This is a genomic window from Alteribacter populi (genome assembly GCF_002352765.1).
In the GTDB taxonomy this organism is placed as follows: domain Bacteria; phylum Bacillota; class Bacilli; order Bacillales; family Salisediminibacteriaceae; genus Alteribacter; species Alteribacter populi.
Genome location: NZ_KZ293963.1, coordinates 3,725,031 through 3,739,629 on the forward strand (window position 1 = coordinate 3,725,031; position 14,599 = coordinate 3,739,629).

Sequence of the window (14,599 nt, forward strand, 5' to 3'; positions counted from 1 at the left end):
TATCTTTTTTCTTCCCCGTTGTACACAACGATTAAAATGTCTTTTCTTTCTTTTGGTGCAAGGATCTTAGTTCCGATGGGTAATTTATTTGCCATCCCTTCAGATATTTATCCTAATTGTTCCTCTTTTGTTAAGTCTTCGTTTTAATCCAATCCATACCCGTTTTATAAACTTTCCCATTAAATTCAAAGATGTCTGCATCTGAATTTAATTTTAAAACTTGCTCCTTACTCAAATAACCACCTTCACCTTCTCCAGGACTAAACCGAACAACCTGTTATTATAGTGGGGATAAAAAGCAATATTAGAGCAATCGAGAATAATCTCATAAAAACACCCCTTTTAGAATTAGACTAATTCTCTAATGTTAAGTTGCACCTGTTGGAAGCGCAGGGACGGTTCGTTGCTTCTTTCAGTCACTTCTTTACAATTACTTATTAAAGGAATCTGTTTTATTATTGTTTTACTCACATCCTCACCCCTGTTATTAACTTTTGAAATCAATTCAATCATCTCAACTTGTAAATTTCTATGAAAGAGCTACACTTCCTTCTTTCAATAAATTCTCCATAATACTCTTGAAACTTACGTAACGTAATGATTTATTCTTAAAGAAGAATAACATACGTAAGGAATGATTTTATATGACAAACCGAATAATAAAAACACTTATATTCAATAAACAAATACGTCTTTACCTTATTAATAATACTGAATTAATAGATGAAATCATGCAAATTAATGAGTGTTCTAATAAAGTAGCTAAAACTGCACTGGCTAATTCAATTACCATTGCGAGCTTACTATCTGCAACACTTAAAGGAAATCAAAGGTTAAGTGCTAATCTAATCATGAGCAATCCAAAAAGTAAAATTCATACGGACGCTGATGCCCATGGCAACATACGTGGCTATGTAAATAATTATTTACTTTCACAGGACCAATATAGAACAGTAAAACAGCTCATTGGATTAAAAGGCTCAATTAGAATGATAAAAGGTGTAGATATGAACCAATTTACAGGAATAACAGATATGCCATATCAAAATTTAGACAAAGACTTTTCTCACTACTTTAAACAGAGCGACCAAACGGATACTTTATTCAAGACTGATATTGAATGGGAAGAAGATAATACGATCAAGTATAGTTATGGTTTATATGCACAACTACTCCCTAATTCGTCCAAAAATCTTTTGGATATTGTGGAAGGGAAATTTGATATGTTACTTCCAATTCTAAGGAACCTTCATTATTGTACCGAAAAAGAAATTAAAAATTTATTAACTCAGTACTTTGCATCAGTAGAAATAATCGGTTACAGTAGTGCTCAATTTTTCTGCGGTTGTTCAAAAGTGATGTTTTATGGATTGTTACATTCAATAGATAAGTCCGAGTTGAAAGAGTATGTCCAGTCAGGTACACCAATAAAATCAACATGTAATATTTGTGGAAGAAACTACTATTTTAATACAGATGAAATTAAGCCGTATCTTCAGGAGAGATCTAACTAATGAGTAAGTATTGGAGAACTGGGGAAATTGCCGAAATTACTGGATTATCTATTAGGACTTTAAGGTATTACGATCAAATTAAATTGTTGAGTCCCACCGAATACACGAACTCAGGACACCGTAGATATACTCATAATGATTTACAAAGCCTGCTTGAAATAATTTCTTTAAAGCAAATGGGGTTTTCTTTAGAAGAAATTAGAACTTTAAAAGAACAAAGTGATCATTCAACTGTCTTAAAGATTCTTAACAACCAAATTCAACGAGTAAAATCGAATATTGAAGTCCAACAACAGCTGTTAAAACAATTAGAGCATGTTCATGAAGAATTTTCTCACTCCAAAAATAATTATATTTCATTACAGAGTTTAACAGCACTATTTGAACTCATGAGGACCAATCAAACTCAGTATTTTAGTCAAAGTCAAATAGATATGATTCGAAAACGTTATTATTCCATTGATGAAACCACGCTTCGTATGGGAGAAATAGAATTTAATTCAATATTAGAAGAACTAAGAGATAAAAAGGAGAAAGACATTCCTCCTCATGACGAATCGGTTATTAAAATAGCAGCAAGATGGAATCGAATTATTGAAACAATTTCACCTAAAGGCAGTGAACTTCACAGAAATGCAGAACTGTTTTATTCTGATAATCCAGACTTTGCAACTAAAGTAGGTTTAGAACCTTCCTTATATCAATATTTATACGAAGCATTGTCATATATAGAAGAAGACAGCTAACTATTATGTTAGCTGTCTTCTTCTTCTTATTTAATAAACCTGCTCTTGTTAAATAGCGTAGCGACAGCTTCTTGTGCTATTGCCCCCGTTAAGTACAACATTTAACAAATTCATCTCTAGTGATTATAAATAATCTTCTATGTTTTCTACTTCCACTTGTCCGCTTTCAGTTAGAAATTGACTAACCAAATGTATGTGTGCACTACCAATCAATAATAATATTCGTTCATCGGCATTTTCTATTAGTTTTATAATATTATTGTATATGATTAAATTTCTTTGGTACCACCATTTAACCCAATCTATCCCTACATAGTCCATACCTTCACCAATTTGAGCTATATTTAGATACAGCTCATGATCGATTTGTATTCTTTCTTTTTGGTTTACACTTTTTATGGCTTCTAAAATAGATAAACCGTTTATTTTAGGTTTTATTTTTGGTATGTAAACTTTAGTAATTAAATCATACAATTTTGTTTGATTTGTTTCTGCCCATTCTAGAACTTCGCCAATACTTCTACTACCAATATTGCCCATCCAATCGATTGCAAATATCTTTTGATGATTTCGTAATTCACATATTCTAAATCCGAGTTGATGGACCTCATTTGAAGTTAATTCAAAATTATTATCGATATATTCTTCGTATCTTTGGTTAAGAGCGACTTCTTTTTCCTTTTCTACTTCTACTGCAACCTTTGTTGGTTTGTAATTCTCTAATTTCTCAACAACTTCTAATACTTCTTTTTGTTTATTTACTGCTAACATATTACCTGCGTCTATTTGAACCATATCTGGGGACCCTCCAAAATGAAAGGTTCCAACGACCAAAACTTTAGGTTTTACTTCTTTCATTTTTTAATCCCCTTTGATATTTAGAATATTTAAGAAGCCTTCCCCTTTAGCTTATTCCAGTTTGTGGACATAAAAAATGAGCTGGCAATCGCAACTCAATACTCTCCGTTGAATAATTCACTTGTAAGCTCACGCACGCAAACGAAAATAGTGCAAACGTTGCAACTAAATTCAAATTAAGAAAAATAGAAGGGATTTTAACAAAAGGTATTGTCAATGAACTGCAGGCGTTTTATAATATGGTTACTGAGTGAAACCGTTTTCACACTTTCCGTAAAAGCAAAGTGTTATTTTAAAATAGTTTTGTGCAAACGTTTGCCTTAGGTTGTGTAGGTGGTTCTTTTGAAAGCATCCACCTTGCGCTTTTCTTATCAAAACAAAAGTAATAGTCATTTCATTATTTTTAGAAGCTGAGAGTTTACTAGCAAGAAGATCGTTTGACTATGATTGGGAGGTGGGAAGTAACAAGTTTGGTGAAGAGAGTATCGTTATTTTCAGGGTAATATTTTAATTAAATGAAGGGGGAATATTTATGTTTAAAAAGTCAACGTTTTTAGCATTTGTATTATTGTTAACTTTGTCTATGGTACTAGCTGCATGTGGAGCGGAGGAAGAAGTACCAGAAGAAGCTGAATCAGATGGAGAAGAAGCCGTTGATTTTGAAGTTGTGCCTGAAGAAGGGGCGGAGTTAATGCTATGGAGTGATGGTGACGAGCAGTTGGAGTGGGCTGAACTCATGGCTGAAAAATTCGAAGGTGAATACGGTGTGCCAGTACAAGTAGAAGAAGTAACTCAAGAAGATGCACCAGAACGTTTAGCTACTGATGGCCCTTCTGGACAAGCAGCTGACGTCTTTGCTTCTACTCATGATCGCATTGGCCGTGCAATTTCTGCCGGATTGGTCCTTGAAAACTTCTGGCCAGAAGAATATGAAGAAGAGTTTATGGAGGCAGCCATTACTGCAACATCATTTGAGGATGAGCTTTTCGGTTACCCATCAGGTATCGAAACATACGCTTTATTTTATAACACGGATTTAGTAGAGGAAGCACCTGAGACAATGGACGAGCTGCTTGAAGTAGCGAGTGAGTTAACGGAAGGTGATCGCTATGGATTTATGATGGAGCCCCAAAATCTTTACTTTGTCTATGCGTTCCTTGGCGGATATGGTGGTTATGTTTTTGGTGATGAAGGCACAGATATCAATGATCTTGGTTTAAACAATGAAGGTGCTGTCCAAGGTACAGAATTATTACTCCGCATTCGTGATGAGGTAGTTCCTGGTATGGCAAATGAGGACATCACTTATGATGTTAGAACAGCTCTATTTGAAGAAGGTAACTTAGCGTTTGATATTAACGGTCCGTGGGCTGTGCGGGGTTATGAAGAAGCAGGAGTAGACTTTAATGTTGTGCCACTTCCGGAGCTTGAAAATGGTGAAAGCCCAACAAGTTTTTCAGGAACTCGTGGTTTCTACGTTAATGCATACACAGATTACCCAGATGCTGCTTCATTATTAGCACAATTTATTACAAACGAAGAGAATTTACTGGAAGCTTATGAAATCACTGGTGCCTTGCCGCCGCGCTTGGAATTAGTAGAACATGACGATATTCAAAGTAATCCAATTTCAGTTGGCTTCCTAGAGCAAGCATCCCATGCAGTTCCGATGCCAAATGTTCCAGAAATGCCTCTTGTTTGGGATCCAATGGAAGCGGCATTTACTGAAGTTTGGAATCAGGACGTTGACCCTCAAGAAGCTTTAGATCGAGCGGTCGACACAATTGAAACAGCAATTGAAGAGCAACAAAACTGATAACCTAATGAATGGACCTCAGTGAGTGTGGTGGCATGTTCAAAAAGGAGGGCAAAAAACGTCTGACTTTTTGAACATCTCTAATAGGTAACTCCCCCTAACCACCTCCCTGACATCCATTCATTTCTACTAGACTGCGTGTATAAAAAGTTCAAAAGTCTATTTATCTAGTGTGGAGGGGGAAAAGTGGTGTCTAATAATTTAGAACTTCAAGTGTCCCATAAAGACAAAAGCCATCGCAAAATAGCGACTTTGCTGTCTGTTCTCTTTATGGGACTTGGACAACTATACAACAAGCAATATTCGAAGGGTATTTCTTGGGCGTTGTTTGAAATCATTGCGTTAATTTTCTTTATAAAACCGATTTCCCAAGGTCTTTACGGATTAATTACGTTAGGTGAAACGCCGCAAGTGAGAGAACGTGGTCGCGTGGTTGATCCGGGTGACCACTCCATTTTATTAATGGCTGAAGGGCTGTTAATGCTTATGGCTCTTGTTGCCGTCTTAGCTATTTACTTCTTTAGTATTCGCGACGCCTACCTTGTCGGGAAGTTGCGTGAGCAAGGAAAAAGAGTTATGAACTTCAAAGAAACCGTTCGTAATGTCTGGGAAAATGGTTATGCCTACATTTTAATTACTCCTACGGCTATATGTATGATTTTGTTAACCGTATTCCCTCTTATTTTCACTGCTTTAATTGCTTTTACGAACTATTCTTCGCCGAACTATTTACCGCCTAGAGCTTTAGTCGACTGGGTTGGAATTGATCAATTTATTCGTTTATTTACGATGGAATCATGGCGAGGGACATTCCTTGGTGTATTTTCCTGGACGATTATTTGGGCAGTCCTTTCTACATTATTGGTTGTGTTTGCCGGTCTTTTTGTTGCGGTAGTGTTATCGCAAAAAATCGTTAAGTATCGAAAGTTTTGGAGAAATATTTATATCATTCCGTGGGCTGTACCTGGATTTGTTAGTATCTTGATTTTCAGGAATTTGTACAATGGCGAGTTTGGCGTTTTCAATGATATGTTGCGCTCTGTTGGGCTGAATGCCATTCCGTGGTTATCTGATCCAATGTGGGCCAAGGTATCGGTATTATTGACAAACCTTTGGTTAGGGTTCCCATTTTGGATGGCTCTATTTACGGCTGTACTGACGACGATTAGTAAGGAGTTATATGAAGCAGCCGAAGTAGATGGTGCAACAATCGTCCAACAATTTCGTACGATCACATTCCCAATCGTTATGGTAGCGGCAATTCCTTTGATGGTTTTTACTTTCGCTTTTAACTTTAACCAACTGACATTTATCTATTTAATGACAGAAGGCGGACCATCAAATGCCAATTACACCTACGCAGGTCATACGGATATTTTATTATCATGGATATTTAAAATGACGCTAGATAACGGTCAATACGCAATTGCTTCGGCTGTTGCTTTAGTAGTATTCCTGATCATTGCTGGGTTTGCGTATTTCAATTTAAGAAATACAAAATCCATGAAAGGGGATGTGTAATAGAAAATGCCTAGTCCTAAATTTAAAAAAACAATAAACCGTTTTATTGTCTATAGTATTTTGGTCACGTTAGCGATCATTTGTCTTTTTCCTGTTTACTTTGTTTTTATTGGATCAGTAAACCCTGGCTCATCGCTACATTCATCACAAGTTTTTCCAAGTCCAGCTGATTGGAATTGGGGGCATTACTTAGCTCTTTTTCAAGAACATGACTATTTAACTTGGTATCGAAATACGATGTTTATTGCAGTGTCAAATATGCTCATTTCGACTACATTTGGAGTATTTTCAGGTTACGCGTTTTCAAGGTATCAGTTTAAAGGGAAGAAGCAAGGTTTGATGGCAATCATTATTCTACAAATGTTCCCAACGATTATGGGGATGATTGCGATTTATACACTATTAGGATCGTTCGGACTTTTGGATACTCACCTCGGTTATATTTTAGTGTTAGCAGCTGGAAGTGTAGCCTTTAACACGTGGATTGTGAAAGGGTTCTTTGATGGGATTCCAAAAAGCTTGGAGGAAGCGGCGCGTATTGACGGGGCATCGAATACGGCTATTTTCATTAAGATTATGCTTCCATTAGCAACGCCGATTATATCATTTGTAGCCTTTAATAGTTTTATTGCGGCAAGTATGGACTTTATTATGGCGGAAGTTATACTCCGCTCAAGTAGTAATTGGACGTTAGCACAGGGCTTATTCACCTTAGTATCAGGGCAAGCAAACAATAATTTCACAGTATTCGCAGCTGGGGCTGTTCTCATTTCCTTACCACTGATGGTATTGTTCTTTGTTTTCCAACGCTACATTGTGGAAGGGTTAACGGCTGGGGCTGAAAAAGGGTAAGATATTTGAAAAGTAGGTGCTTCGTTTGTTTAAGAGGTTTAAATTTTTATCTATTATTCTGTTAGTGCTCGCTGTAGGTATGTTTTTATATTCTGCATTATTAATGTGGATTGTAACGACAACCTAGGCGTTGATTGTTCAAAGAAAGTATAAGCGGACAGCTACCTTTACGCCTCTCGTCTAAAGGGGAAAATAGCCTTTGAAATTTAAAGCATGGGGCAAAAGCGTTGCCCGCGGCATAGAAGACACCGTGAATCCGAACGAAGTGAAGGGAGAACGGATGTCGCAGTTGTGCCCGCCCTGGGGTGAAAACGTCCGCCTGTAACGGATTCGAGCGGTAATCTTCTCTTATCCAAAAGCAAACCTTTAGATATAGCATTAATATAAGAGGAGTACTCTTTTCCTTTCATCATGATTGATAGAGTTCACGTATCAAGTAGGAGGTCAATAAATATGGTAAACGTAACGGTATGGAATGAAAACCGGCATGAACAAAAGAATCCTGTTGTAAGAGACATTTATCCAGAAGGGATTCACGGAGCCATTGCTAGCTTTTTAAAGGAAGATCAAGTCGAAGTGAAAACGGCGACGCTGGATGATCCAGAGCATGGATTAACAGATGACATCCTAAACACGACAGATGTCCTCATCTGGTGGGGACATTTAGCTCATGACGAAGTAGACGATGCTATTGTTGATAAGGTGAAAGAAAGAGTTCTTGATGGCATGGGATTAATCATTCTTCATTCAGGACATTTTTCAAAAATCTTTAAAACGTTAATGGGAACAACATGTGACTTGAAGTGGCGTGAAGCAGATGATAAGGAGCGCCTATGGATAGTTGAACCTAGTCATCCAATTGTAGATGGAATAGGTGAATATATAGAGCTTGAAAAAGAAGAGATGTATGGAGAGCATTTTGATATTCCAGCACCTGATCAACTGATTATGATGAGCTGGTTCGAAGGCGGGGAAGTCTTTCGAAGCGGTTGTACGTATCAACGAGGAAACGGTAAGATTTTTTACTTCCGTCCTGGACACGAAACTTATCCAACGTACCATAACGATGAAATTCAACGCGTCATAAAAAATGCTGTGAATTGGGCAAAGCCGGCAGATCGTTCACGACCAGTCTATGGAAATGCCAAACCACTCGAGACAATCAAGGAAAAAACTGATTCATGAGGAGGAGTAACGATGAGTAAAGTTAGAGTAGGAATTATTGGTTGCGGGAGTATTGCAAAAAACCGTCATCTCATAGAGTATTTCGGAAACAAACATGTCGAGATTGTCGCTGTATGCGATATCGTTGAAGAACGCGTTCATCATTTTGCAAGTGAATATAACGCTAAAGCGTATAAAAACTATGAAGACTTGCTAGCAAATCATGAAATAGATGCTGTTAGTGTCTGTACACCGAACTACTTGCACGCTCCAGTCTCGATTGCAGCTTCACAAGCAGGGAAACACGTACTTTGTGAAAAGCCAATGGCTACTTCCCGTGAAGACGCAGAAAAAATGATCGATGCAGCAAAGCAGAACAATAAAAAGCTCATGATTGCACATAACCAGCGATTTGTTCCTTCTCATCAAAAAGCAAGACAATTGATTGAAAGCGGTGAGGTTGGAAAGATTTATAGTTTCCGTACTGCATTTGGTCACGGAGGTCCAGAAGGCTGGAGTGCAGAAGGAGAAGATACGTGGTTTTTCAAAAAGGACCAAGCTTTTATCGGAGCCATGGGTGACCTTGGTGTTCATAAGACGGATTTACTGCGGTTTATTCTAGGTGAAGAATTTACTGAAGTCGGTGCGTTCGTTGAAACGAGTGCCAAACAACAGGTAGATGTCGACGATACAGCAGTGTGTGTATTGAAAACAGAAAGCGGCATTATCGGAACACTTGCTGCGAGCTGGTCGTATGTAGCGAAAGAAGATAACTCTACGATTATTTACGGTGAACAGGCGATCTTGCGCTTAGAAGACGATCCAGTCAACTCTCTCATTGTCCAATATAAAAACGGCGATGTTGTTAAATATGAGCTTGGCGGTATCCAAACAAATGAGGAAGACGGGCAAAACAACACAGAGGTGATCGATCAGTTTATCTCTGCTATTACTGAAGATTCAGAGCCAGCTATAACGGGGGAGGAAGGCTTAAAATCCCTTCAAGTTGTTTTATCTGCTCTTGAATCAAGTGAAACGAAAAAAATTACGACGTTATAGTGCGTGTTCAAAAAGGAGGACAAAAAGAGCCGAGAAGATCGAGGCAGGCTAGAAGCAAGCTAACGAGCTTCCCCAGGATGGGGTAATTTCTGCGTTGTCACAGGACGTGGCGGAATTTAGCAGGAGGTCCTATTCTTCGACAGCTAATTTTCCGGGACTTTTTGAACATCCTCTTATAGGTGAAGGAGATCACAATGAAAAAATTACGAATGGGGATTGTTGGTGCTGGGGGGATTGCTCAGGATCGACATATCCCGGCCTATAAACAATTGTCAGACGCTGTGACAGTTGAAGCTGTCTGTGATGTGAATCTAGAAGCAGCAAAAGCAGCTGCTGAAAAATTTGAGATTAAAAAAGTTTATTCAGATTACCAAGATCTATTTCGTGAAGTCGATGCTGTTACCATTTGTACCCCGAATAAATTTCACGCGGAAATTTCAATCGCCGCACTTCATGCCGGTGTTCACGTTCTCTGTGAAAAGCCAATGGCAATGAATACAAAAGAATGTGAAGCGATGATTCAAGCTGCTGACCAAGCAGGAAAGGTCCTTTCGATTGGTTATCATTATCGATTTATGAAAGATTCGCAGGCTGCTAAAAATGTCATTATGCAAAATGAAATCGGTGAACCAATTGTTGCGAGAGCACAAGCATTAAGAAGAAGGAAAGTCCCTGGCTGGGGTGTGTTTACAAATAAAGAACTACAAGGTGGAGGAAGTCTCATAGATTACGGCTGCCATTTCTTAGATTTGTCGCTATGGCTACTTGGAAACCCAACACCCGTTGAAGTGATCGGGAAAGCGTATAACCAATTAAGTAAAATGCCAGACCAAGTGAATCAATGGGGGAGTTTTGACCACGACACGTTCGATGTGGATGATCATGTTACCTCTTATATTACGTTTGAGAATGGCGCATCGATGTTATTTGAGACATCATGGTCTGCCAATATCAAAGAAGATGTTGAAAGCGTAAGTATATCGGGTCAAACCGGAGGCATCGATTTATTTCCGTTTCAACTAAATCAAGCGAAGTATGGCATGCTCGTAAATAGTCAAGCAGATTGGATTCCAGGAGAAGACAATCCGGGTCTCTATCAAGTGAGAAACTTTATTGATTGTTGTTTAGGTCGTGATGAACTCATTGTGAAACCAGAGGAAGCTTTACAAGTGTCCAAAATTATCGATGCGATTTATAAGAGCAATGAAACGGGTCAAAGTATCAAATTAACCTAGGAGGATAAAAGGATGAAATTAGGTGTGTTTACTGTATTATTTTCGCAAAAAAATGTCGATGACATGCTCGATTACGTGAAGGAATCAGGCTTGAAGGCTGTTGAAATCGGCACAGGTGGTTATCCTGGAAATGCTCATTGTGAGATAGATTCTCTGTTAGAAAGTGAAGAAAAGCGCAACGAATACATGGAAAAGGTGACGTCTCGCGGTTTAGAAATTAGTGCGTTTAGTTGTCACGGGAACCCAATTTCTCCTGATCAAGCATTTGCTAATGAATCCCATGAAGCACTAGTAAAAACGATTAAGCTTGCAAGTCTCATGGGTGTTCCCGTTGTGAACTGTTTTTCAGGGACAGCAGGAGATCATGAAGGGGCAAAATATCCTAACTGGCCAGTTACACCTTGGCCAAATGAATACGGAGACGTTTTAACATGGCAATGGGAAGAAAAGCTCGTTCCTTATTGGAAGGAATGGGCCCAGTTTGCGAAGGATCATGACGTAAAAATTGGCTTGGAGTTGCATGGTGGCTTTTTAGTTCACACGCCCTATACGCTGCTTAAATTAAGAGAAGAGACATGCGATGCCATTGGGGCAAACCTCGACCCTAGTCACTTGTGGTGGCAAGGCATTGACCCTGTAGCAGCAATTAAAATTTTAGGAAAAGAAAATGCCCTCCATCACTTCCATGCAAAAGATACGTATATCGATCAAGATAACGTGAATATGTACGGATTAACCGATATGCAGCCGTATGGAGAGGTGCAAACAAGAGCATGGACATTCCGTTCTGTTGGTTGCGGCCATAGTATTCAGGAATGGTCAGATATGATCAGCGCATTACGGACTTATGGCTATGATTATGTTGTCAGTATTGAACACGAAGATCCGATTATGTCCATTGAAGAAGGGTTTTCCAGAGCCGTGAAAAACCTAAATTCAGTATTAATAGAAGAAAAACCTTCAGATATGTGGTGGGTTTAATTTTAATTAAGATTAGAAGCTAAAATGCAGAGAGTTTCCATTCTATGCATTTTAGCTTCAATACACTACTTAAGTCCACTCTCATTTTAAAGAATCTGTAAATAAGGGGTTGATGCCGGTGGCGATTACTATAAAAGATGTTGCCAAACGGGCCAATGTTGCACCTTCGACGGTATCTCGAGTAGTCGCGAACAGCGCTCGAATTAGCGAGAAAACGAAAGTACGTGTCAGGCAAGCAATGGAGGAGCTAGGCTATCATCCTAACTTTAATGCAAGAAGTCTTGCGAACAAGAGCACGAAAACGATCGGAATCATCATGCCGAATTCCGCTAAAATTGCTTTCCAAAACCCTTTTTTCCCGGAAGTTATTCGCGGTATTAGTATGATGGCTCATCAAGAAGGTTATGGTCTATACTTGTCAACTGGGCAAACTGACGATGAAATTCTTGAAGAAGTAAAACACATGGTATACGGAGGAAGAGTAGATGGGATTTTACTCTTGTATTCTAGAGTGAACGATCATATCATGCCGTTTTTGAATGAACAAAATTTTCCGTTTGTTTTAATAGGCCGGCCTTATAATATAAATGAAGATCAGATTACTTTTGTTAATAATGATAACTTTAAAGCGGCAAAAACAGTAACTGAATATTTGATGTTGCTAGGTCACGAAAGAATAGGGTTTGTTGGTGGTAACCTAGATACCGTTGTAACCTATGATCATATGAAAGGATATGAGCATGCATTAACCTATGCCAATATTCCAGTCGTAAAAGATTATCTCGTTCACCATGAAGAGGTAAAAGAAGGTGGGCAGGACGCTGTCATTGACTTAATGTCGATTGAAAAGCGACCTACAGCGCTTATCGTGGCCGATGATATTATGACATTTGGCGTGTTAAGAATGCTTGGAGATATGAAGATTCAAGTTCCCAATGACGTATCCATTGTAAGCTTTAATAATGTGATGATATCAGAGCTATCGTCTCCAACGATGACAACCGTCGATATTAATATTTATGAATTAGGTTTGCAAGCAACGACATGTTTACTTGATAAAATGAATGACCCTGACTATGTCGACAAAAAAGTTATTGTTCCTCATAAGCTAATTAAAAGGCAATCATGTAAATAGGAGGACAATCATGAAGAAAAAATGGTGGAAAGAAGCAGTTGCATATCAAATTTACCCTCGTAGCTTTATGGATACAAACGGTGATGGAATAGGCGATATTCAAGGAGTCATTTCAAAGCTGGATTATTTAAAAAATCTAGGAATCGATGTGTTATGGATTTGTCCTATCTATCGTTCACCCAACGATGACAACGGTTACGATATCAGTGATTATAAAGGAATCATGGAGGACTTCGGAACGATGGCTGATTTTGATCAGCTATTAAAAGAAGTACATTCTCGTAATATGAAACTAATCATGGACCTTGTGATCAATCATACATCTGACGAACATCCTTGGTTCATTGAATCTCGTTCTTCCAAAGACAACCCTTATCGAGATTATTATATTTGGCACCCGGGTGAAAAGGGGGAAGAACCAAACAATTGGGAATCAATCTTTGGTGGATCCGCTTGGGAGTACGATGCAAAAACAAAAGAATATTTCATGCACGTATTCTCACGGAAACAACCAGACTTAAACTGGGAAAATCCAAAGGTTCGAAAAGATCTATATCAAATGGTGAATTGGTGGTTAGATAAAGGAATTGACGGTTTTCGGGTAGATGCCATCTCTCACATTAAAAAGGAACCTGGATTCCCTGATATGCCGAACCCTGAGAATAAACGATACGTTCCATCTCTTAAAGGCCATATGAATCGAAAGGGTATAGATCATTTTCTAGAAGAACTGAAGCAAGAAACGTTTAATAAGTATGATATCATGACCGTTGGTGAAGCAAATGGTGTAAAAGTAGAACAGGCCGAGGATTGGGTAGGTGAAGAGAAGGGTTGTTTCAATATGATCTTTCAGTTTGAGCACCTCGATCTCTGGGGGAAAAACACAGATGGTGGTTTGGATCTCCCTGCCCTAAAAGAAACGCTTACGAAATGGCAAAAGCAACTTCATGGCATGGGATGGAACGCCTTGTTTTTAGAAAACCATGACCAGCCTCGCTCCGTTTCAACTTGGGGTAACAGTGATGAATACTGGGATAAGTCCGCAAAAGCTCTTGCTACAATGTATTTTTTAATGCAAGGAACGCCGTTTATTTATCAAGGACAAGAGATTGGAATGACCAACGTTAAGTTCTCTTCGATTGAAGATTATAATGATGTGGCCATTAAGAACTTGTATCACAATGAAATCGAAAATGGCAAAGCACACCACGAAGTAATGGAAATCATTTGGAAAAACGGGCGCGATAATTCAAGAACACCTATGCAATGGAGCAGTGAAGAGAATGCAGGCTTCACTACAGGAAAACCTTGGATAAAAATCAATCCGAATTTCAAAGAAATCAATGTCGAGCAATCGATGCAAAACCCAACTTCGATTTATCATTATTATAAGAAGCTCATTCAATATCGCAAAGAACAGCCTGTCCTTATTTATGGAAGGTATGACCTTATCCTAGAAGACCATGAAAAAATCTACGCATATACGAGAACGTTAGACAATGAAAAGGTTTTAATCATGACCAACCTCTTCTCTGAAAAAGCCAACGTTACCTTGCCTGCTTCTTTAACGAACAAAACAAAAGAATTACTCATCAGTAATTACGAAGTTAATCACGAAAAAGACAGCAACGATATGACATTCAAACCTTACGAAACCAGAGTTTATAAAGTAACCTGAGGTGCCTGACCCCCACCGCGTTAACGCGGTGGGGGTCAGG

The 14,599-nt window shown here is 38.5% G+C and carries 13 protein-coding genes; 12 read left to right on the forward strand and 1 reads right to left on the reverse strand.

Annotated features, from left to right (window positions below; genetic code table 11):
- Positions 1 to 644 precede the first annotated feature (644 nt).
- Positions 645 to 1,514 (forward strand): Hsp33 family molecular chaperone HslO, encoded by an 870-nt coding sequence (locus CDZ94_RS17240; protein WP_096439169.1) that lies wholly within the window; start codon positions 645 to 647, stop codon positions 1,512 to 1,514.
- On the forward strand, positions 1,514 to 2,260 hold the full coding sequence (locus CDZ94_RS17245) for a MerR family transcriptional regulator (RefSeq protein ID WP_096439171.1): 747 nt from the start codon (positions 1,514 to 1,516) through the stop codon (positions 2,258 to 2,260). The genes CDZ94_RS17240 and CDZ94_RS17245 overlap by 1 nt, the downstream gene beginning before the upstream one ends.
- A 123-nt stretch (positions 2,261 to 2,383) precedes the next feature.
- Here the strand turns inward: CDZ94_RS17245 and CDZ94_RS17250 are convergent, their stop codons facing one another.
- A complete protein-coding gene (locus CDZ94_RS17250; RefSeq protein ID WP_096439173.1) occupies positions 2,384 to 3,118 on the reverse strand; it encodes a DUF5694 domain-containing protein in 735 nt (244 codons plus the stop codon).
- Positions 3,119 to 3,650: 532 nt separating this feature from the next.
- Here CDZ94_RS17250 and CDZ94_RS17255 point away from each other — a divergent pair.
- The 10 genes from CDZ94_RS17255 (at position 3,651) to CDZ94_RS17295 (ending at position 14,559) form a co-directional block, all read left to right on the forward strand.
- Entirely contained in the window at positions 3,651 to 4,934 is a 1,284-nt protein-coding gene (locus CDZ94_RS17255) for a sugar ABC transporter substrate-binding protein (RefSeq protein WP_096439175.1), read from the forward strand.
- A gap of 189 nt (positions 4,935 to 5,123) precedes the next feature.
- On the forward strand, positions 5,124 to 6,455 hold the full coding sequence (locus CDZ94_RS17260) for a carbohydrate ABC transporter permease (RefSeq protein WP_245415752.1): 1,332 nt from the start codon (positions 5,124 to 5,126) through the stop codon (positions 6,453 to 6,455).
- A 6-nt stretch (positions 6,456 to 6,461) separates the two neighbouring features.
- Positions 6,462 to 7,307: a sugar ABC transporter permease gene (locus tag CDZ94_RS17265; RefSeq protein WP_096439179.1), complete on the forward strand. Its 846-nt coding sequence runs from the start codon at positions 6,462 to 6,464 to the stop codon at positions 7,305 to 7,307.
- 199 nt (positions 7,308 to 7,506) lie between these two features.
- Positions 7,507 to 7,632 carry a hypothetical protein gene (locus CDZ94_RS21885; protein WP_280951868.1) on the forward strand — a complete coding sequence of 42 codons (126 nt, stop codon included), beginning with the start codon at positions 7,507 to 7,509 and terminating at the stop codon, positions 7,630 to 7,632.
- A 128-nt stretch (positions 7,633 to 7,760) separates the two neighbouring features.
- Positions 7,761 to 8,492, forward strand: coding sequence for a ThuA domain-containing protein (locus CDZ94_RS17270; RefSeq protein ID WP_096439181.1), 732 nt, complete (start codon positions 7,761 to 7,763; stop codon positions 8,490 to 8,492).
- Between the two features lie 12 nt (positions 8,493 to 8,504).
- Positions 8,505 to 9,530 (forward strand): Gfo/Idh/MocA family protein, encoded by a 1,026-nt coding sequence (locus CDZ94_RS17275; RefSeq protein WP_096439183.1) that lies wholly within the window; start codon positions 8,505 to 8,507, stop codon positions 9,528 to 9,530.
- A gap of 194 nt (positions 9,531 to 9,724) precedes the next feature.
- Positions 9,725 to 10,765 (forward strand): Gfo/Idh/MocA family protein, encoded by a 1,041-nt coding sequence (locus tag CDZ94_RS17280; RefSeq protein WP_096439185.1) that lies wholly within the window; start codon positions 9,725 to 9,727, stop codon positions 10,763 to 10,765.
- A gap of 12 nt (positions 10,766 to 10,777) precedes the next feature.
- Positions 10,778 to 11,746: a sugar phosphate isomerase/epimerase family protein gene (locus CDZ94_RS17285; RefSeq protein WP_096439187.1), complete on the forward strand. Its 969-nt coding sequence runs from the start codon at positions 10,778 to 10,780 to the stop codon at positions 11,744 to 11,746.
- A 118-nt stretch (positions 11,747 to 11,864) separates the two neighbouring features.
- Positions 11,865 to 12,881 (forward strand): LacI family DNA-binding transcriptional regulator, encoded by a 1,017-nt coding sequence (locus tag CDZ94_RS17290; RefSeq protein ID WP_096439189.1) that lies wholly within the window; start codon positions 11,865 to 11,867, stop codon positions 12,879 to 12,881.
- Positions 12,882 to 12,891: 10 nt separating this feature from the next.
- Entirely contained in the window at positions 12,892 to 14,559 is a 1,668-nt protein-coding gene (locus CDZ94_RS17295; RefSeq protein ID WP_096439191.1) for a glycoside hydrolase family 13 protein, read from the forward strand.
- Positions 14,560 to 14,599: the final 40 nt, after the last annotated feature.

Coding starts and splice junctions, on each gene's coding strand:
- CDZ94_RS17240 (WP_096439169.1), top strand. CDS start 645: ATGACAAACCGAATAATAAAAACACTTATATTCAATAAACAAATACGT.
- CDZ94_RS17245 (WP_096439171.1), top strand. CDS start 1,514: ATGAGTAAGTATTGGAGAACTGGGGAAATTGCCGAAATTACTGGATTA.
- CDZ94_RS17250 (WP_096439173.1), bottom strand. CDS start 3,118: ATGAAAGAAGTAAAACCTAAAGTTTTGGTCGTTGGAACCTTTCATTTT.
- CDZ94_RS17255 (WP_096439175.1), top strand. CDS start 3,651: ATGTTTAAAAAGTCAACGTTTTTAGCATTTGTATTATTGTTAACTTTG.
- CDZ94_RS17265 (WP_096439179.1), top strand. CDS start 6,462: ATGCCTAGTCCTAAATTTAAAAAAACAATAAACCGTTTTATTGTCTAT.
- CDZ94_RS17270 (WP_096439181.1), top strand. CDS start 7,761: ATGGTAAACGTAACGGTATGGAATGAAAACCGGCATGAACAAAAGAAT.
- CDZ94_RS17275 (WP_096439183.1), top strand. CDS start 8,505: ATGAGTAAAGTTAGAGTAGGAATTATTGGTTGCGGGAGTATTGCAAAA.
- CDZ94_RS17280 (WP_096439185.1), top strand. CDS start 9,725: ATGAAAAAATTACGAATGGGGATTGTTGGTGCTGGGGGGATTGCTCAG.
- CDZ94_RS17285 (WP_096439187.1), top strand. CDS start 10,778: ATGAAATTAGGTGTGTTTACTGTATTATTTTCGCAAAAAAATGTCGAT.
- CDZ94_RS17295 (WP_096439191.1), top strand. CDS start 12,892: ATGAAGAAAAAATGGTGGAAAGAAGCAGTTGCATATCAAATTTACCCT.